Below are 18,219 nucleotides of genomic sequence, written 5' to 3'. Positions count from 1 at the left end.
CCCGCCACGCAATTTGCGTGGCGGGCTTCTTCTTTCTGTCAGGCCAGTCGTCAGTCGTCCTGACAACCCTGACAGTCCTGGCAGCCCAGACAGTCATGACAATAGGCCTTGTCTCGGCCTTCGCTGGCGATCAGCGGTTCTCGAGGCGGTTATAGTCCAGCAGGCCCGCTTCGACAGGGCGATCAGCATAGTTGGTGCGCAGCACGCTGTCGGAGAACTCCCAGAAGCGCGGGTCAGTCCGGCGCACCCCGATATCGGCCTGCAGGGCGCGATAGTCCTCTTCGGTCTCGAGTGCCGCCACCCGCTCTGCCAGTCCCGTCAGGGTGTCAGGCGTCAGACGCCAGAAGGCATTCGGGTAATCGCCCGCCACGCCACGCAAGACATCGAGAGTGTCTTCCTCAGGACGGCGATTTTTCTCCTCATCGAACAGGCTGGTGATGTTGGCGTGGGCGGAATTGCGCAGCACGCTGTAAAGGCGCGGCGAGTCATCAGTGCCATCCTCCAGCGCGACGATCGTCACCTCCGGCATCAGGCTGGCCGAGACTCCCTGCACCGCAGCTAGGGCCTGCAGCTCATGTCGCACGTGCTCGTCCTCGACATTGCTCAGGCTGCGCTCATGACCGAGCTCCGGTGCGAGGCGCTCCTGCATGCGCCGCATCAGCCCAAGGCGCGCCTGGTTCGGGGATGACAGCTCCTGCGGTGTCCAGACGATGCCACTGGGCGCATCGAACTGCGGCGGCTTCTTGAACAGCAGCTCGACAAGCCCGGGGCTGACGTCGCGATACCAGCTGTCATGCACCGCCTGGCGCTCACCTGCCGGCAACAGCACCAGCAGGTTGTTCTCGCCTTCCATGCGCAGGAAGTCCATGTACAGACGGGTGACCAGCTGATGGCCGAGATTGCCGTAGACATCGAAGCCGGCGACCAGCAGATAGTGGATGCGCTCCAGCATCGGGTAATCGATGATCCAGCCCGTCTTGGGCACGCCACCGACCAGCCCCTTCATCACCGCCGCATTGTCGAAGTGACGATAGATGGTCAGGGCCGCGTTGGGGTTGCGACCCTGGCCGGGGCCCTCGGCCCAGCCGCTGCCGTCCCACAGCACTCGCTCATCCAGGCGCAGATCGCCATCGAGATAGGCCTGGGACATCAGGCGCTGCTTGGCCTTGAGATAGGCGGTCTGTTTGCTCTCGAACTTGACCCAGGAGCTGATCGGCAACGCATTGCTGCTCTGCTCGGCGGGCAGGCTGAGATTCTTCCCTTCCTCGGCCAGGGTGCGTTCCACTTCCGGGTGACTGAACATCTTCGGGTCAGTGAAGCCGACCCAGAAGTGATCATTGATCACATCCACCGCGACCTGCCCGCGACAGACCGGCCCCTTGATGAAGCCCATGATGGTGTTCTGCGACTCATCCAGCATGAAGCGATAGCGTGACTCGGCCGGGATGGCCTCGAAGGTCAGGAAAGGATTCGAGGCCGTCTTGAGGTCGTAATCCGGCAGGTCATCCACCGGGTAATCCGGTGTCAGGAACAGCGCCTGCCAGCGCTTGAAGCGAGCATCATCGAGCGCATAGGGCAGATGATTCTTGGCCAGGATCGTCGCGCGCTCCTGCCACAGACGGTAATAGACCCGCGGGCGCCCGGCCTCATCATGAGGCATGCTCGCGCGCTCATCGGCGGTGTAGGAGGCATAGGGGGCATCGTAGGGGCGACGCGTGGAGATGCGCTTGATCGGCTCGCCCGGCGGGGTGCTGGAACGCACCAGCTTGAAGAAGACCGGCCGTCCGTCCGCGCCCTTGATGCCCGGGAAATACACATGACTCAGGAAGAGGTGCTCGTAGATATAGCGATTCATCAGACGCTGCTTGAGGCTATCGCCATTGAAGAAGCGCTCGGCCTGCTCGATGTGCGGCATCAGCGCCTGGGGCAGCGGTGCCGGGCCCGTCATCGCGCCACCCTTGGCCAGCCAGTTCACCAGTGTGCGGTGCTCTTCATCGCTGACCTGTGGCAGGGCGTAGGGCATGCCCCAGTCAGGATGGTCTTCGGCGAACTTGTCGTAGCCCTCGACGGGGGCACACACCTGACTGCGATTGAGCGACAGGTCGAAGCGGTCTTCCGGCAGCAGGCCATCTTCCGTCACCGGCAGCGGCGCCTTGCGCTTCTGGCTGAGCGCACGGAACAGCACACTGCCCTCCAGATTGGCAGCCGGAGAGTCGAAGCGCTCATTGAGCACCGGCGAGAAGTCCATGCTGCGCCACTGCTCGGTGGTGTCCGCGTCCTCGAACATGCGCGTCAGATTGGCCGCCAGCAGGCGCGTGCCATCGTAGACCGGCGCCGGATTCATGCCGCGATCGATCCCGGCGGCCGATGACATCTTGAGCTGACAGGGAGCGTCGTAGCAGCCATGACAGACCACGCAGCGCGTCTCGATCACCGGCTTGACCTCATCCTCCCACTGACGCCCGGCAAGACTGTCGTGTGACACCACCCGCTCACGCGGTGACGCGGGGCCGAAACGCTCATCGAGCTGATGAATCGCGACGGCACTGCAGCCCCCCAACAGTAGAACGAGCACGATGCTCCAGCGCCAGCGCGGTATGCGCCACAGGCGTCGAAGTAGGTCCGGCATGGGGAACTCCAGCAAGAGGAAGGGATATCGGCAATCGGGCAGATGATGGCGAAAGCGTACCATAAGCAGGCTCACTAATTCGGCAAGACTGCCTTTCCAAGCATAGTGAACAATGATGTCAGATTTTTTTGGCGTTTCCGCATCCAACTTTATTTTGACGGCGTATGACTTCATGACCCGCCTGAACGAGCTGTCTGACGCAAGCGGGTGCCACGATGTTCCTGATCCATAATTCAAAAAATACGGGCCCTGCCCGATAGGAAGCCATCATGACCATGAAGAAGACCGTTACTGCTGCCACCTTCGCCGCCGCTGCCGCCGCACTGTTCTCCACTGCCGCCCTGACCTCGCTGCCGGTGCACGCCGGTGACAATGCGGTGAAGTGCTCCGGCATCAACTCCTGCAAGGGCACCTCCGAATGCGCGACCGCCAACAGCGCCTGCAAGGGCCACAACGCCTGCAAGGGCCAGGGTTGGTCGTACACTGCCAGCGCTGAATCCTGTGTCGGCGAAGGTGGTACTGTCGTCGAGGGCTGATCCTCAGGCACGCAGAGGCGTCTGCCCTGGCAGGCGCCTCTGGCGAATTCCCGACGGGAGGACGGCACACCGTCCTCCCGTTCCTGATTCTGGGTCTAGCTCTGGCTCTCTTTCTGTCCGGGAACCCTGGCGGGTGTCTTTCAGCTCTCCTGACTCGCCCTCTGCCTCGCCCTTTTCCACACCCTCTGCCTTAGTTCAGAAGAGGACTCACGCATGACGACAGCTGTCACCGCTCGCCTGCCCACGCCCGCCAGCGCCGGCATTGGTCAGGGGCTGGGCCTGCGCCCCGAGTACTATCACGAGATTCTGACGACGCTGCCGGATATCGACTGGTTCGAGGCCATCAGCGAGAACTACATGGGCCACGGCGCCAGCGAATCCGGTGGCCTGAGAACTGGTGGCCTGAGTACCGGTGGTCTGAGTGCCGGCGGCAAGCCACTGCATCACCTCGAGCGAGTCCGCGAGCACTACCCCATCGCCTTGCATGGGGTCTCGCTGTCCATCGGTGGCAGCCATCCCATCGACAGCCGTTACCTGCGCGAGCTGCGCGCCTTGTGCGAGCGCATCGAGCCGCTGTGGGTCTCCGACCACCTGTGCTGGACGCGTACCGGCGCGCATCAGTTCCACGACCTGCTGCCGCTGCCCTATACCGATGCCACCATCGACCATCTGGCCGAACGCATCGATCAGGTCCAGAACGCGCTCGGCCGTCAGTTATTGCTGGAAAATGTCTCCAGCTATCTGACCTGGCGCCCTGACGAGATGAGCGAATGGGAGTTTCTGGCCGAGGTCAGCCGCCGTGCCGACTGCCTGATCCTGCTCGACCTGAATAACGTCATCGTCTCAAGCCACAATCATGGCTTCGACCCGCTGACCTATCTGGACGCCATGCCGGCAGAACGCGTCTGGCAGCACCATCTGGCCGGGCATATCCGGCAGGAAGTCTCCGGCGGCGAGCTGTGCATCGACACCCACGACCAGCCCGTCCCGGGCGCCGTGTGGACGCTGTATGACGCCGCGCGGGAGCGCTTCGGCGATGTCGCCACCATGATCGAGCGTGACGACAACTTCCCGCCCTGGTCGGAGTTGATGCAGGAGTACGCCGAGCTGCGTCGCCGCAGTGGTCGTCCGCTGGCGGATGCCACGCGCGCGAATCAGACGCCAGACCACGGAGGGCTGCGCTCATGACGCAAGCGAGCCCCGCAGGCGATGCTGACCGCAGCGCCATGATGCAACTGCAGGAGACCACGGGCGCCTACCTCGCGACACCGAGCCCTGACACCCGCAGCGCGGCGGCCGAGGCCGTCATCAGTGATCAGCTTGCCAGCGCCGAGGAGCGCCTCGACATCTACGTGATGGCCTATCGGCTGCGGCTTTTCGAGGTCTTCGGCGGGGATTTCGAGGCCGTGCACACCCTGATCGGCGATGACGCCTTCGGGCTGCTGTGTCGTGACTACCTCGCGGCCCACCCGCCGAGTCATTATTCGATTCGCTGGGCAGGCCAGCATTTCCCGGCCTTCGTCGCGGCGCGCGAACCCGAGCGCTCCCTGGTCACCGAGATGGCCGCCTTCGAGTGGGCTTTGGGGCTGGCGCTGGATGTGGTGGACAGCACCCCGCTGAGTGTCGAGACCCTGCAGACGCTGGCCCCCGAGGAGTGGCCCGAGCTGCCCCTGGCAGCGCACCCGTCCCTCAAGCGCTTCTTGTTCCACTTCGATACGCCGGCCATCTGGAAGGCCATCGACAACGATGAGCCACCACGCGCACCGGTCGAGTCGGACGCGCCCACGCCCTGGATCGTCTGGCGCCAGCCCACCGCTGGCGCGCCCGAGGTGCACTATCGCTCTCTCGAGCCGCTGGAAGACCTGGCTCTCGGCGCCATCCTCGCGGCCGGAGAAGAGGGCCTGAGCTTCGGCCGGCTCGGTGAACTGCTGACGCCACAGGTGGGGGCAGAGCAAGCCCCGGGCGTCGCGATCAACCTGCTGGTGCAGTGGCTCGCCGCCGGCCTGCTGATCAGGCCCTGACATAGGCATCCGCGCGCCCGACGCCACACCGGACATGACAGCCAGCGGCGAAAGCCGGACAATACACGCCGACCCTCATTGCGATGGTCGGCTTTCGTCTTCCTGCTGCCGTGATGCCCATGCCCTCTTCTCCTGATGCTCCGCACTCCGACGCGCCGACGGCGCCTCAGACACCTGCGCCGATGGCGGACGCCACGCCCACGCCTCTCGAGGCCAAGTCTGCTGAGGTGACTGAGCCGGCTGAGCCTGCTGAGCTGACTGAACCCGCCGAGCCACTCGACATCCTGTTCCAGGATGAGGTGCTGGTGGTGGTCCACAAGCCATCGGGCCTGCTGGTGCACCGCAGCCCCATCGACAAGCACGAGACCGAGTTTCTGCTTCAGCGTCTGCGCGACCAGATCGGCCAGCATGTCTTCCCCGTGCATCGCCTCGATCGCCCCACATCAGGGCTGATGGTGTTCGGGCTCTCGCCCCAGGCGGCGCGCAAGCTGAGCACCGCCTTCGAGGAGCAGCAGGTCAGCAAGCGCTATCTGGCGATAGTGCGCGGCGTCGCGCCCGAGCAGCAACGCCTCGATTACGGCCTGCGCAAGGAAGATGGCAAGCTGCCCAAGGCCGAGATGCCGGAGCAGGAAGCCATCACCGACACGCGCCGCCTGGCACAGGTCGAGCTGCCCATTGCCATCGATCGCTATCCGCAGTCACGCTTCTCGCTGGTCGAGGCCCGTCCGCTGACCGGCCGCCGCCATCAGATTCGCCGTCACCTGTCACGCCGTGGCTACCCGATCATCGGCGACGCCAAGCATGGCAAGGGCAACTACAATCGCTACTTCGCCACGACACTGGAATGCCCCCGCCTGCTGCTGGCGGCTGTCGGGCTCGAGCTCCCCCATCCCGAGGGCGGCTGGCTGAGCCTGTCGTGTCCGCCAGAAGGCGCCTACGCGGCACTGATGGAGCGCTTCGGCTGGCTGGGCCATCTGCCCGAACGCTACGCTGAACATCTGGCAGAGCGCCCGACCAGACACTGGCTCGATGCATCCGCCGACGACCCGGCTGACTGAGCGCGCCCCAGCCGACTGCCACCCGTTCCCCCGAGATTCGCGAGCTGCGCATGACCACCTCTTCCGACACCCCGGACTCGACCGACATGAGCCCAGAACAGCAGAGCTCTGACAATAAAAGCTCTGAAAACAAAAGCTCTGGAAACAAAAGCCCTGAAAAACAGAGCCCTGAAAAACAGAGCCCTGACCGCAAGCCCTCAGGCGAGCCGTCGACTCACGACAGCACGCCCTCCGCCAGCGAACGGATGCTGGAGAGCTTCTTTGCGGCCGGCGCTGCCAGTCAGGCCCCCGCAGAAGACGACTACGACTTCCGCTTCGGTGGCATCCGCCGCCTTTACGGTGCCAGCGCCTTCGCCCACTTCCGCCACGCGCATATCGCGGTGATCGGGGTCGGCGGCGTCGGCAGCTGGAGCGCCGAGGCACTGGCTCGCTCCGGCATCGGCGAGATGACGCTGATCGATCTCGATGATGTCTGCGTCTCCAACGTCAATCGTCAGCTGCATGCGCTGGATGGCCAGATCGGTCGTCCCAAGGTCGAGGTGCTGGCCGAGCGCTGCCAGCTGATCGCGCCGCAGATGAAGATCCACGCCATCTCGGCCTTCGTCACGCCGGACAATCTCGCCGAGCTGATCCACGACGACCTCGATCACGTCATCGACGCCATCGACAGCGTGCCCGCCAAGACGGCGCTGATCGCCTGGTGCAAGCGTCGCAAGCTGGGCCTGACCGTGACGGGCGGCGCCGGTGGCCAGCTCGACCCGACGCGCATCCAGATCGGTGATCTCGCCCGCACCGAGCAGGACCCTCTGCTGGCGCGCGTTCGCTCACTACTGCGTCGCGACTACAATTTCAGTCGCAACCTGAAGCGCCGGTTCGATGTCGAGTGCGTCTATTCCGACGAGCAACTGACCTACCCCGGCGCCGACGGCGAGGTATGTGCCACCAAGCCCGGCGACAGCGCCACGCGCCTGGATTGCGCTGGCGGCTTCGGCGCGGCCACCTTCGTCACTGGCAGCTTCGGCTTCACCGCCGCTGCCCGCGCGCTGGCGCGCATCGCACGCCGCGGTGCCAAGGCCACGCCTGTCACTGATGACACGTCTGTGGCTGATGCGCCGAACGCTGCCGACTGATACGCCTGCTTTTCGCTTCTTGCTTCACCCTCAAGGAAAACGCCATGACTGACCTGCCTGCCATGCCGCCGCTGCCGGAAAATCGTCCCGTGCCGGGGCTCTACCGCCACTACAAGGGCGCGCAGTACGAAGTGATCGGCACCAGTCGCCACAGCGAGACCGAAGAGCTGCTGGTGGTCTATCGTGCTCTTTATGGTGAATGCGGGCTGTGGGTGCGTCCGCTGAGCATGTTCATGGAGAACGTCGAGATCCAGGGCGAGCCGGTGCCACGCTTCGCGCTGGTCTCGGCGTGGTCCTGCTGATCCGCGGCCTTGCCGCACCCACATCCTGACCGACCAGACAGGTACATGCCGCCTGTCGGTCGCGGTGCTATACTGCGCCGCTTGTTTTTCCAGACATACGCATTGAGCCGCTTGCGGGCATGATCTGCCCGCGCGGCTCGGCCACGCCCACACAGCGCACTGCCCGGCACGTCTGGCAGGCACTGTGAGCTGGTTCATACCACGTCAAGAGCGGAGGAAGCATGAGCGCACTGGTTGGTGTCATCATGGGATCAAAATCGGATTGGGCGACCATGTGCCATACGGTCGAAACCCTGGAAGCGCTGGGGATCGAACACGAGGTCAAGGTCGTCTCTGCCCATCGCACGCCCGACCTGCTGTTCGACTATGCCGATACCGCTGCCGAGCGTGGCCTTGAGGTCATCATCGCCGGTGCCGGCGGCGCGGCGCATCTGCCGGGCATGTGTGCCGCCAAGACCTGGCTGCCGGTGCTGGGCGTGCCGGTGCAGTCCAGCATGCTGTCAGGTGTCGATTCCCTGCTCTCCATCGTGCAGATGCCCGCCGGCATCCCCACCGGCACGCTGGCCATCGGCCGCGCCGGTGCCGTGAATGCCGCGCTGCTGGCCGCCAGCCAGCTGGCCAACAAGTACCCGGCCATCCGCACCGCGCTGATCAACTTCCGTGCCGAGCAGACCGACCGTGTGCTCGACAATCCGGACCCGCGCCCCGACGCACCCAGCCTGTCCCACGGAGGCGAGTAAGCCATGAGCCAGCCGTTCCGCTTCGGTATCGTCGGCGGCGGTCAGCTGGGCCGCATGTTGGCTCAGGCCGGCGCCGCCCTGAATGCCCGCTTCACCTTCCTTGATCCTTCGGATTCGCCCTGCGGTCGCGTCCACGGTCATCATCTCTGTGCCGATTGGCAGGATGATGCGGCCCTGACGCAGCTGGTGGCGGCGTCTGACGCCATCACCTTCGAGTTCGAGAACGTGCCGGCGGACGCCGTCGCGCGTCTGGCAGCCGAGCGTCCGACCTTCCCGCCGGCTGGCGCCCTGGATACCGCGCGTGACCGCTGGAGCGAGAAGTCGCTGTTCATGCGTCTTGGCATCGAGGTGCCGCCGCTGGCGCTGGTCGACAGCCAGGCGGACCTTGAAGCGGGCGTCGCAACCATCGGTCTGCCCGCCGTGCTCAAGACACGTACGCTGGGCTATGACGGCAAGGGCCAGAAGGTGCTGCGCGAGATGGCCGACGTCGCCGACACCTTCGCCGAACTCGGCAGCGTGCCGCTGATCCTGGAAGGCTTCATCGCCTTCGATCACGAAGTCTCGGTGATCGCGGTACGCGGTCGCGATGGCGAGACACGCGCCTGGCCGCTGTCGCGCAATGAACATCGCAGCGGCATCCTGCATTGCTCCACGCCGCTCGACTCCCACGGCCTGCAGGCCGAAGCCGAGGCGGCTGCCTTCAAGGTGATGCACGAGCTCGACTATGTCGGCGTGATGGCCTTCGAGTTCTTCGTCGTCAAGGACGCCGATGGCAGCGAGCGCCTGCTGGCCAACGAGATCGCACCGCGTGTGCACAACTCGGGGCACTGGAGCATCGAAGGCGCCGTCACCAGCCAGTTCGAGAATCACCTGCGTGCCGTCGCCGGCATGCCGCTGGGCGAGACCGCACTGCTCACGCCCTGCGCGATGCTCAACATCATCGGCCGCATGCCGGAACGTGACGCCGTGCTCGCCATCCCCGGCGCGCGTCTGCACGACTACGGCAAGGCGCCGCGTGCGGGGCGCAAGATCGGCCACATCACGGTTCTGGCCGCCGACAAGGCGAGCCTCGACGCCCGCATCGCGGCTGTCGAAGCGCTGCTGGTCAATGAACTGGGCAAGTAAGCCGGTTCTGCGCCACTGAAGACGAAACGCCCCCGCTGCCATCGGCAGCGGGGGCGTTTTCGTTTCGGCACGGCTCAGCGAGCCGCCACGGAATCAGTCGATCTCGTGGTGGATCTGCTTCTGCAGGTAGAGCTCGATGCCGACCTTCTCGATCAGGCCCAGCTCGGTCTCCAGGTGATCGATGTGCTCTTCCTCGTCGTCGAGGATCTTGCGGAACAGATCACGCGAGGTGTAATCGCGAACCTGTTCGGCGTAGGCGATCGCTTCCTTCAGATCGCCATGTGCCTGGTGCTCCAGCGCCAGATCGCACTCGAGCATTTCCTTGGTGTTCTCGCCGATGCGCAGCTTGCCGAGGTCCTGCAGGTTGGGCAGACCTTCCAGGAACAGGATGCGCTCGATCAGGGTGTCGGCGTGACGCATCTCTTCGATGGACTCGTCGTATTCCCACTTGGCCAGGCGCTTGAGGCCCCAGTCCTTGTACATGCGCGCATGCAGGAAGTACTGATTGATGGCGACCAGTTCGTTGGCCAGTATGGTGTTGAGATGCTCGATGATCTTGGGATCGCCTTTCATGTCGCCATTCCTCTCTTGTCAGGGTTGCTGCTTGCGTCAGGTTCTGTGCTGCGCCTGATGACGGCATGCATCAGCCGCAGCGCGGGCACGTCAGGCGTGCCCTATCGGTCAGGTGCGGCAAGTATGGCGCAAAAACATGAATTTTTCGAGACATACCAACAAGTTATCGACTTTTAGGCGCAAATGGGAAAGATTGGTATCCGCGTTGTCATGTGGCGACCGGTACCGGATTGCCTGGCGCCCATACGAAAACGCCCGCCACCCGGTCTTGAGACCGGGTGGCGGGCGTCAGGCAAGCGAGCACTTGCCGGGAGTCAACGGGAACGGATCACGCAATAATGGACAGCGCGGCGACTGGAGTGTCAGTCGCCGGCAGGCGAGCCTCGGCTCGAGCCTGCATCACACCGCGTAGGCGAGATCCTCTGCCGGCATCATTTCACGCGCGACCGCTTCGCGAGTGATGGTCTTGGCCATGCAGGCACATTTACCGCACTGGGTCGCGCATCCGGTCTGCTCACGGACTTCGCGGAAGCTGCGCGCTCCCTGTTCCACGACTTCGCGGATCTTGTGGTCTGACACACCTTTGCACAGACAGACGTACATGGCTCACCTCGCTCACTCCAAGTGAGACAAATGTAAATGATTCGCAGAAACATGCGCAACACCTGACTGCAAAAAATTCTCATTCACACGTTATATCAAATACTTAGCGAGGCGATTTCTGGCCGGTTTGCGGTTGCGGAACACACGATGTCATAAGCAGGCCACATCAGCCTCACAAAGCGATTGCCGTAGGGAAAGCCAGCGCCGTATAAAGAATGATGGCCCGTGGCTGACAGAAAGGTAGGGTTGCGATTTCACACGAGGCCGCTAGTATGTATAACGATTTTTTATGCAATTCGAAAAACAATCGCACCAAAACATAATGAGTCATCGCTAGCCCGATCACTCAGGCGGGTCACTCGAACGCAGCCCAGCTCCTCGCTCACGGGAAGCGCCGCGTCACGATGAAGGCAAATGACTGCCACGCCCCGCCAGGCAATCAGGAAAGAACATGAACAGGACACTGCAAGAGATTCCGTCGCTACGCCTCCTCATGGCCATGACCCGCATCGGCATGCCGATGATGGGCGCCATGCTGAAGCCGTGACCGGCCTGAATCCGTCTGCTGTTGCCCTATCTGCCGATTTCCGAACGCCAATCCGCAAGGAGCCCGATATCATGTCAGTACAACTCGCCACCGCCGATCATCACGCCACGTCCCACCTGCCACTTGATCTGGACGCCGTCCGCGACGCCGGCAGCTGCTTCGGTGACCACCACCGTCTGCCGCTGACCCCGCTGCTGCGCAATCTCTATCGTGAAGCCCGCCGTGAAGGCCTGGTGGATGAGCATTGCAACGCACGTGAACTGATGAGCCATATCGCTCTGCCCCATGACCACGTGGTCACCCAGGAAATTTCCGACCGTGTCTGGCGCTACAACGTCGGTTACTCCAACACCGGCGAGAGCGCGGAACAGGGCGACCTGAGCGCGGCGCTGGACTCCCTCAACGAGCGCACCCTGGATGAGCCGCTGCCGGGCGCCCTGCAGCGCCTGACCGAATCCTGGCTGTACCTCCCGGGCGAGCTGGAAAGCCCGCGTCAGGCCAGCGCCGACGTGCTGTGGCTCGACAAGCAGGGCCGTGCTCGCTACCGCCTGGATCAGGCGCGTCACTGGTTCGCCACCCTGCGCGATGAAGCCGTCGACATCGATGGCTGGCTGGCATGGCGCCTGACGCACCTGCCGCTGACCAGCGCGCCGGTGCTCGATACCGTCAGCGCCTTCACGCGTCTGGCGCGCCTCGACCACGATGGCCAGCGTCCGATCGGTCAGCTGTCCTTCGTACGCTACCGTGAGGGCGTGCGCCTGGAAGGCATGGGCACCGCGGTGATCGACCTGCCGCGCGAGCTGCCCGAGACGGCGGCACAGGAAGACAGCCTGGTGGTGTCACGCGCCAGCGTGGAGCGCATCATCACGCGCCTGGATGGCCTGCTGGGCGTCTGATCAACCCCTGCACTCGCGGAAAACACAACGCCCCGCCAGTCGATGACTGGCGGGGCGTTTTCTTGTCTAACTGAGCTCACGTCTGGCTGAGATGACTTCTGGCTGAGCTCACTGCTTTCCTGCATGGCGCACGCGCCAGAGGCTCCCTATTGATGCCTCACTCGCGCCGTGGCTTGGGCACCACCACCACGCGGGTGCCGGAGGCGATGTCCTGCCAGCTGCGCTGCTCAGAGTCCCACAGCTGCCAGACGTACCCCAGCCCGCAGGCGCCCAATGACAGCCCGGCAACCACGAAGCGTATCAGGCACTGCTGCAGCGTCGGGACATGACCCTGTGGCGTCTCGATGCGCAGCCGCCAAGCCTGCATACCCAGCGTCATGCCACTGCGGCTCCAGCAGCCGCCGAAGAAGGCGAACATCGCCACCAGCAACAGACTGCGGAACAGCGGCGACTGATTGGCCTCACCGCCATTGACGGCAACCCCGATGAAGCCCAGCACGATCAACAACGCCATCACGAGGAAGGCGTCATAGACCACGCCGCCCAGACGCCGCATCAGACCCGCAGGGCGTGCTCCCTGCGGGTCGAGACGGCGGCGAGAGTGCGGGGCGCCCCTAGCCACTGCGCCGGATCAGCAGCAGGCCGATCACGTAACAGGCCAGCATCGGCGCCAGCACCGCCCAGATGGGAGCGAAGCCGAATACCACCGAGGCCGGGGCGAGCAGGTCCTGCAGATACTTGAACAGCAGGCCGACCACGATGCCGTAGAAGACCCGCGTCCCCGCCGCCACCGTGCGCAATGGCCCGAAGACGAAGGAGGCGGCCACCAGCACCAGCGCCGCCAGTGTCAGCGGCTGCAGAATCTTCTGCCAGAAGTAGAGCAGCGGCTGATTGGCCGACAGCCCCTGGTCCTGCAGGTAGCGGGAATAGCGCCACAGGTCGGAGGCTGACTGCTGCTTGGGGTCGCTGATGACCAGCTTGAGCAGGTCCGGCGTCAGCTGGGTGTCCCACTCGCGGGTCTCCTGCTGAGCCACCGTGGTGGCGCTCGGCTCACCATCCTGGGACTCGAAGGTGGTGGTCTGCACCGCCTCCAGCGTCCAGCCATCGCTCTCCCAGACGGCGCGCTTGGCGTAGAGCGCCTGGGTCAGGTGGCGCTCGTCATCGAAGCGATAGCGGGTGACGTTGAGCACCACATCATCGCTGCGAATCGAGCCGAATCGGTAGTAGTCGTTGCCCTCGCGCTGCCAGCCGCCGCCTTCCGCGTAGACGGCGCCTGCGCCCTGCTGCTTCTCGGCGCGCCAGGCGTCAGCCTGCAGTTCGGTGACGGGGGCGACGTATTCACCGACCGCCATGGTGATGGCGATGACCAGCCCCAACGGCTTCATCACACCCCACAGAATGCGCGTCAGTGAACGACCGGCGGCGCGCATGATGGTCAGCTCATTGCTCGAGGCCATGCTGCCCAGCCCGATCAGGGCGCCCAGCAGTACGCCGACCGGCACGAATTCGTAGAAGCGCGACGGCAGACGCATCAGCAGATAGAGGAGCACTTCAAAGGCGCCGTAGTCGCCTTTCACATCCCCCAGATCATTGATGTAGGTGATCATCAGGTCGAGCCCGAGAATCAGTACCTGCACCACCAGCATGGCCACCAGCACATTGCGGGCGATGTAACGGTCGAGACGATCAAGCAGCATCAGCGGCCACCTCCGCGGTTGTCGCGCCAGCTCAGCCAGATGCCGAGCGCCAGATAGACGCCGTGAATGGGCCACAGGCCGATGGCGGCCGGGTACTTCTCGGATGCGACGGCATTCTGCGCCGCGATCAACAGGCTGAGATAGGTGATATGCACGAAGATGGCCGGCAGCAGACGCGCAAAACGCCCCTGACGCGGATTGACGCGTGCCAGCGGCAGGCCGATCAGCATCAGGATCGGCACCATCAACGGCAGCGAGATGCGCCACTGCAGCTGGGCCTTGGCCTCCGGAAGATCGGAAGCCCAGAGCTGCGCCGTGGTCGCAAGCTCGATGTCTTCCTTGAGGGCCGCGGCGTCCTGACCCTCGGTGATGCGCACGCCGTAGCGATCAAAGCCCAGTCGCTGGGCGATCGCCTTGCCCGGCTCCACCCCGTAGCGCGTACCGTCGCTCAACACCAGATAGCGACTGCCGGTCTCGGGGCTGACTTCCTGGAAGGCACGCTCGGCGCGCACCACCGATTGGCTCGGTTCGCTGTCGGGCGTGCTGGCGGCATTGCTGTCACCTGCCTCGGCAATGAAGACGTTTTCCAGCTCGCTGTTGTCATCGCTCATGCTCTCGGCATAGACGGTGCGATTGCCGATCTCCTGGAAGCGTCCCGCGCCGAGAATCGAGAAGTCGGTCTTCTGCTTCTGCTGCTCGAGCAACAGCTCATTCTTGAGCGCGCCGGCAGGTGTCAGATAGAGGCTGCAGGCCGCGACCAGCGCCGTGATCAACAGCGCCGGCAGCAGGGTGACACGCAGCAGGCGCTCCGGGCCGACGCCACAGGCGACCAGCACGGTGATCTCGCTGTTCATGTACAGCTGACCGAAGGCCAGCAACACGGCGAGGAAGAAGGACAGCGGCAGCAGCAGTTCGAAGAAACCCGGCAGGTGATAGAGCATCAGGCTGCCGAGAATCGACGCCGGGAAATCCCCCTCCGCCGCATCACTGAAATAGCGGATGAATCGGCTGCCCATGATGACAAGCATCAGCACCCCGGCCACGGCGGCCATGGTGGTGAGTATCTCGCGTGTCAGGTAGCGGAAGATGATCAAGTGGAACTCCTGTTTCCCGCTCGCAAGCGAGCGTGTTGACCAGATCGATGATAGCCGGTGGAGGAATGGTCGTGATCACATGAAGGCATCATCCCCCTCATGCATGGTGCGCAGCCTTTGCGTACACTGGCGGCACGGGTCTGAAGACTGGACGGGAGCGGCCCCCCCTCATGCAGCAGCATTATCCAGAAAGGATGCTGCCTTGTCGCGGCTGCAGGCATTGCACGTGGACAGCCTGACATGATGGACTGCCCTCACTCGTGCATGCCAGCTCAGCTTGTCATGAGCGGTCTGCGCCCCCATCCAGACCATGACCCCGATGTCGTCGCGAGCCGGGCACGCCTGGCCTGACGACATCCTTCATCCTTGTACTGTTCATCTTCGTACCCTCACTCGCGCGCGTGGAGTTGCCATGGAATTTCCTGTAGTCACTGCCAATCCGGCCCAGCTTGAAACCGCCTGCATCGTGGTACCTGTCATCGAGGGCGACCTCACCGGTGCTGCGGCACGACTCGACGATGCCAGCGAGAAGCTGATCTCCCAGCTGATCGAGCGCGGCGACTTCAAGCCCGAGCTCGGCAATACCCTGCTGGTGCCCTTCGCTCCGGGCCTCGGCGCTCAGCGCCTGCTGCTGGCCGGTTTCGGCAGTGAGGAAAAGCTCGACGAAAGCCGTTACAAGCGCGGCCTCGACGCCGCCATGACCGCTCTGCTCAAGCTGCCCGTCGAAGACGCGGCCTTCGCTGGCCTCGAGCTGAATCTCGAGCTGCGTGAGACTGACTGGATGGCGCGCATGATCGCCGAGAGCGCACTGCGCACTGCCTATCGCTTCACCGAGATGAAGAGCAAGCCGGGCGAGCCCGTCTCTCTGACCCGCCTGAGCGTGGTTAGTGCCGACAAGCAGCGTCAGGCCGAACTGGAAGCCGGCCTGCGCGTCGGTGCCGCCATCGGCATGGGCGTCAATGAAGCGCGCACGCTGGGCAATCTGCCGGGCAACATCTGCACGCCGCGCTACCTGGGCGAGCGTGCCGAGCAACTGGGTGCCGCCTCCGATGGCGCCCTGAAAGTGACCGTGCTCGGCGAGGAAGAGCTCGAGGAGCTCGGCGCCCTGTCCCTGCTGTCGGTCGGCCGCGGCAGTGAAGAGCCGAGCCGCCTGATCGTGATGGAATACCGCGGTGCGGAAGACGAGAACGAAGCCCCGCACGTGCTGGTCGGCAAGGGCATCACCTTCGATACCGGCGGCATCTCGCTCAAGCCGGGCGCCGGCATGGACGAGATGAAGTACGACATGGGCGGCGCGGCCAGCGTGTTCGGCACCATGCGCACCGTGCTGGAACTCAAGCCCAAGCTCAACGTGGTGGCCATCGTGGCCAGCGCCGAGAACATGCCGGACGGCCGCGCCACCAAGCCGGGCGACATCATCAAGACCCTGAAGGGTCTGACCGTCGAAGTCCTCAACACTGACGCCGAAGGCCGTCTGGTGCTGTGTGATGCGCTGACCTACGCCGAGCGCTTCGAGCCGGCCAGCGTCGTCGACATCGCCACCCTGACCGGCGCCTGCGTCATCGCGCTGGGCAATCACGCCACCGGTCTGATCTCCAACGATGATGACCTGGCGCTCGACCTGCTCGACGCCGGCGAAGAAGCCTGGGACCGCGCCTGGCACATGCCGCTGTGGGACGAGTATCAGACGCAGCTGGATTCCAACTTCGCCGACATCGCCAACATCGGCGGTCGCGAAGCCGGCATGATCACCGCAGGTTGCTTCCTGTCCCGCTTCGCGGACACCTTCCCATGGGCGCATCTGGACATCGCCGGCACCGCCTGGATGTCCGGCAAGCAGAAAGGCGCCAGCGGCCGCCCGGTGGGCCTTCTGACCCAATACCTGCTGGATCGCGAAGCGGAACTCAGCGCCCCGCAGGAAGAGACCGTCTGAGGCTTCGCATGCTCTCGATAGCGTGCTAGCGTTGAGACACGCGGGTCGCGACGCCACTCGGCACCGCTGACCCGAGAGGTCCTATAAAAATGATTCGACCCCCGGCGTTCCGCGTCGGGGGTCTCGCTGCTACGGAGACACCCACGTGACCAAAGGCTTCGACGTCCGCGCGTCCACGCAACCGGCGGATGCTGCCGTTCGTGACACCATTCTGGCCAATCCCGGCTTCGGCCGTCACTTCAGCGATCACATGGCCCATGTACGCTGGACCGCCGACGGCGGCTGGCACGGCCATGAAGTCCGCCCCTACGGCCCGCTGAGCCTCGACCCCGCCGCCTCGGTACTGCACTACGCCCAGGAAATCTTCGAAGGCATCAAGGCCTACCGTCATGAAGACGGCTCGGTGTGGACCTTCCGCCCCGAGAAGAACGCCGCACGTTTCCGCAACTCCGCCCGCCGTCTGGCACTGCCGGAGCTGTCCGACGAGGACTTCGTCGGCTCGCTCAAGGCCCTGCTCGCACAGGACAGCGCCTGGGTGCCGACTCCGGCCAGCGTCAGTGACGAATGCAGCCTCTATCTGCGTCCGTTCATGATCGCCAGTGAAGCCTTCCTCGGCGTGCGTCCGTCGCGTGAAGTCGATTACTACGTGATTGCCTCACCGGTGGCGGCCTACTTCAAGGGCGGCATCAAGCCGGTCTCCATCTGGCTGTCCTCGCATTACAACCGTGCGGCCGCCGGCGGTACCGGTTTCGCCAAGTGCGGCGGCAACTACGCGGGTTCACTGGCCGCGCAGAGCGAAGCTTCCGCCAATGGCTGTGACCAGGTCGTGTTCCTGGACGCCGCCGAGAACAAGTGGGTCGAGGAACTGGGTGGCATGAACCTGTTCTTCGTCTTCAAGGATGGCCGCCTGGTCACGCCGCGCCTGACCGGCACCATTCTGGAAGGTGTCACCCGTGACTCCATCCTGACCCTGGCGACCGATCTGGGTCTGACGCCGGAAGAACGCCCGATCAGCATCGACGAGTGGCGTGAAGGCATCGCCTCCGGCGAGATCACCGAGGTGTTCGCCTGCGGTACCGCCGCCGTCATCACCCCGGTGGGCGAGCTGGTCAGTGAAGAAGGTCGCCTCGACCTGACCGCCAACGCCGGTGATGTCGCCATGCGTCTGCGCAGCCAGCTGCTGGATCTGCAATACGGTCGCGCCGAAGACACGCGTGGCTGGATGACGCGTCTGGCATAAGTGCACTGACATTAGTGCACGGAAACAAGTCCTCGAGCCCGCCCCTGTGGCTTGAAGGATGACCGAAACCCCAAGGCCCGCCTCGAAAGAGGCGG

General features: G+C 64.2%; 17 protein-coding genes. 11 read left to right on the top strand and 6 right to left on the bottom strand.

The features are described 5' to 3' along the window. Positions 1-130: 130 nt before the first annotated feature. Positions 131-2,629, bottom strand: coding sequence for a fatty acid cis/trans isomerase (locus QD280_RS10555; protein WP_279839192.1), 2,499 nt, complete (start codon positions 2,627-2,629; stop codon positions 131-133). A gap of 269 nt (positions 2,630-2,898) precedes the next feature. Here QD280_RS10555 and QD280_RS10550 point away from each other — a divergent pair, with 269 nt between their 5' ends. The 8 genes from QD280_RS10550 (at position 2,899) to QD280_RS10515 (ending at position 9,541) form a co-directional block, all read left to right on the top strand. Beyond that, positions 2,899-3,165, top strand: coding sequence for a hypothetical protein (locus QD280_RS10550; RefSeq protein ID WP_197738697.1), 267 nt, complete (start codon positions 2,899-2,901; stop codon positions 3,163-3,165). 213 nt (positions 3,166-3,378) lie between these two features. Further along, on the top strand, positions 3,379-4,353 hold the full coding sequence (locus QD280_RS10545) for a DUF692 domain-containing protein (protein ID WP_279839190.1): 975 nt from the start codon (positions 3,379-3,381) through the stop codon (positions 4,351-4,353). Next, complete coding sequence (locus QD280_RS10540; RefSeq protein WP_279839189.1) at positions 4,350-5,186, top strand: DNA-binding domain-containing protein; 837 nt, start codon at positions 4,350-4,352, stop codon at positions 5,184-5,186. The genes QD280_RS10545 and QD280_RS10540 overlap by 4 nt, the downstream gene beginning before the upstream one ends. A gap of 119 nt (positions 5,187-5,305) precedes the next feature. Next, entirely contained in the window at positions 5,306-6,244 is a 939-nt protein-coding gene (locus QD280_RS10535; protein ID WP_279839188.1) for a pseudouridine synthase, read from the top strand. Positions 6,245-6,489: 245 nt separating this feature from the next. Then, on the top strand, positions 6,490-7,374 hold the full coding sequence (gene tcdA, locus QD280_RS10530; protein ID WP_279839187.1) for a tRNA cyclic N6-threonylcarbamoyladenosine(37) synthase TcdA: 885 nt from the start codon (positions 6,490-6,492) through the stop codon (positions 7,372-7,374). Between the two features lie 44 nt (positions 7,375-7,418). Continuing rightward, positions 7,419-7,676, top strand: coding sequence for a DUF1653 domain-containing protein (locus tag QD280_RS10525; protein WP_225996526.1), 258 nt, complete (start codon positions 7,419-7,421; stop codon positions 7,674-7,676). 221 nt (positions 7,677-7,897) lie between these two features. Further along, positions 7,898-8,416 (top strand): 5-(carboxyamino)imidazole ribonucleotide mutase, encoded by a 519-nt coding sequence (purE, locus tag QD280_RS10520; protein ID WP_043333193.1) that lies wholly within the window; start codon positions 7,898-7,900, stop codon positions 8,414-8,416. 3 nt (positions 8,417-8,419) lie between these two features. Beyond that, positions 8,420-9,541 (top strand): 5-(carboxyamino)imidazole ribonucleotide synthase, encoded by a 1,122-nt coding sequence (locus tag QD280_RS10515; RefSeq protein WP_107335630.1) that lies wholly within the window; start codon positions 8,420-8,422, stop codon positions 9,539-9,541. Between the two features lie 93 nt (positions 9,542-9,634). Here QD280_RS10515 and bfr read toward each other — a convergent pair whose 3' ends face one another. Together bfr and QD280_RS10505 are read right to left on the bottom strand one after the other, a co-directional pair. Next, positions 9,635-10,114: a bacterioferritin gene (bfr, locus tag QD280_RS10510; protein ID WP_043333195.1), complete on the bottom strand. Its 480-nt coding sequence runs from the start codon at positions 10,112-10,114 to the stop codon at positions 9,635-9,637. A gap of 399 nt (positions 10,115-10,513) precedes the next feature. Then, a complete protein-coding gene (locus QD280_RS10505; RefSeq protein WP_043333196.1) occupies positions 10,514-10,717 on the bottom strand; it encodes a bacterioferritin-associated ferredoxin in 204 nt (67 codons plus the stop codon). 618 nt (positions 10,718-11,335) lie between these two features. Between QD280_RS10505 and QD280_RS10500 the strand changes: the two genes are divergently transcribed. Then, positions 11,336-12,160, top strand: coding sequence for a hypothetical protein (locus tag QD280_RS10500; protein WP_107335632.1), 825 nt, complete (start codon positions 11,336-11,338; stop codon positions 12,158-12,160). A 157-nt stretch (positions 12,161-12,317) separates the two neighbouring features. Here QD280_RS10500 and QD280_RS10495 read toward each other — a convergent pair whose 3' ends face one another. The 3 genes from QD280_RS10495 to lptF are packed head-to-tail and all read right to left on the bottom strand — an operon-like array spanning position 12,318 to position 14,951. Next, positions 12,318-12,716, bottom strand: coding sequence for an RDD family protein (locus QD280_RS10495; RefSeq protein ID WP_279839186.1), 399 nt, complete (start codon positions 12,714-12,716; stop codon positions 12,318-12,320). A 58-nt stretch (positions 12,717-12,774) separates the two neighbouring features. Beyond that, a complete protein-coding gene (gene lptG, locus QD280_RS10490; protein WP_248379841.1) occupies positions 12,775-13,857 on the bottom strand; it encodes an LPS export ABC transporter permease LptG in 1,083 nt (360 codons plus the stop codon). Further along, entirely contained in the window at positions 13,857-14,951 is a 1,095-nt protein-coding gene (gene lptF, locus QD280_RS10485; RefSeq protein WP_082388186.1) for an LPS export ABC transporter permease LptF, read from the bottom strand. The genes lptG and lptF overlap by 1 nt, the downstream gene beginning before the upstream one ends. Positions 14,952-15,363: 412 nt before the next feature. Between lptF and QD280_RS10480 the strand changes: the two genes are divergently transcribed. Together QD280_RS10480 and QD280_RS10475 are read left to right on the top strand one after the other, a co-directional pair. Then, positions 15,364-16,884: a leucyl aminopeptidase gene (locus QD280_RS10480; RefSeq protein ID WP_279839185.1), complete on the top strand. Its 1,521-nt coding sequence runs from the start codon at positions 15,364-15,366 to the stop codon at positions 16,882-16,884. Positions 16,885-17,029: 145 nt separating this feature from the next. Beyond that, entirely contained in the window at positions 17,030-18,124 is a 1,095-nt protein-coding gene (locus QD280_RS10475) for a branched-chain amino acid aminotransferase (RefSeq protein ID WP_192838659.1), read from the top strand. Positions 18,125-18,219: the final 95 nt, after the last annotated feature.

It is taken from the genome of Cobetia sp. 1AS1 (assembly GCF_029846435.1).
In the GTDB taxonomy this organism is placed as follows: Bacteria; Pseudomonadota; Gammaproteobacteria; order Pseudomonadales; family Halomonadaceae; genus Cobetia; species Cobetia amphilecti.
This window is presented reverse-complemented; position numbering and strand designations above follow the sequence as displayed.

Coding starts and splice junctions, on each gene's coding strand:
- QD280_RS10555 (WP_279839192.1), bottom strand. CDS start 2,629: ATGCCGGACCTACTTCGACGCCTGTGGCGCATACCGCGCTGGCGCTGG.
- QD280_RS10550 (WP_197738697.1), top strand. CDS start 2,899: ATGACCATGAAGAAGACCGTTACTGCTGCCACCTTCGCCGCCGCTGCC.
- QD280_RS10545 (WP_279839190.1), top strand. CDS start 3,379: ATGACGACAGCTGTCACCGCTCGCCTGCCCACGCCCGCCAGCGCCGGC.
- QD280_RS10540 (WP_279839189.1), top strand. CDS start 4,350: ATGACGCAAGCGAGCCCCGCAGGCGATGCTGACCGCAGCGCCATGATG.
- QD280_RS10535 (WP_279839188.1), top strand. CDS start 5,306: ATGCCCTCTTCTCCTGATGCTCCGCACTCCGACGCGCCGACGGCGCCT.
- tcdA (WP_279839187.1), top strand. CDS start 6,490: ATGCTGGAGAGCTTCTTTGCGGCCGGCGCTGCCAGTCAGGCCCCCGCA.
- QD280_RS10525 (WP_225996526.1), top strand. CDS start 7,419: ATGACTGACCTGCCTGCCATGCCGCCGCTGCCGGAAAATCGTCCCGTG.
- purE (WP_043333193.1), top strand. CDS start 7,898: ATGAGCGCACTGGTTGGTGTCATCATGGGATCAAAATCGGATTGGGCG.
- QD280_RS10515 (WP_107335630.1), top strand. CDS start 8,420: ATGAGCCAGCCGTTCCGCTTCGGTATCGTCGGCGGCGGTCAGCTGGGC.
- bfr (WP_043333195.1), bottom strand. CDS start 10,114: ATGAAAGGCGATCCCAAGATCATCGAGCATCTCAACACCATACTGGCC.
- QD280_RS10505 (WP_043333196.1), bottom strand. CDS start 10,717: ATGTACGTCTGTCTGTGCAAAGGTGTGTCAGACCACAAGATCCGCGAA.
- QD280_RS10500 (WP_107335632.1), top strand. CDS start 11,336: ATGTCAGTACAACTCGCCACCGCCGATCATCACGCCACGTCCCACCTG.
- QD280_RS10495 (WP_279839186.1), bottom strand. CDS start 12,716: ATGCGGCGTCTGGGCGGCGTGGTCTATGACGCCTTCCTCGTGATGGCG.
- lptG (WP_248379841.1), bottom strand. CDS start 13,857: ATGCTGCTTGATCGTCTCGACCGTTACATCGCCCGCAATGTGCTGGTG.
- QD280_RS10480 (WP_279839185.1), top strand. CDS start 15,364: ATGGAATTTCCTGTAGTCACTGCCAATCCGGCCCAGCTTGAAACCGCC.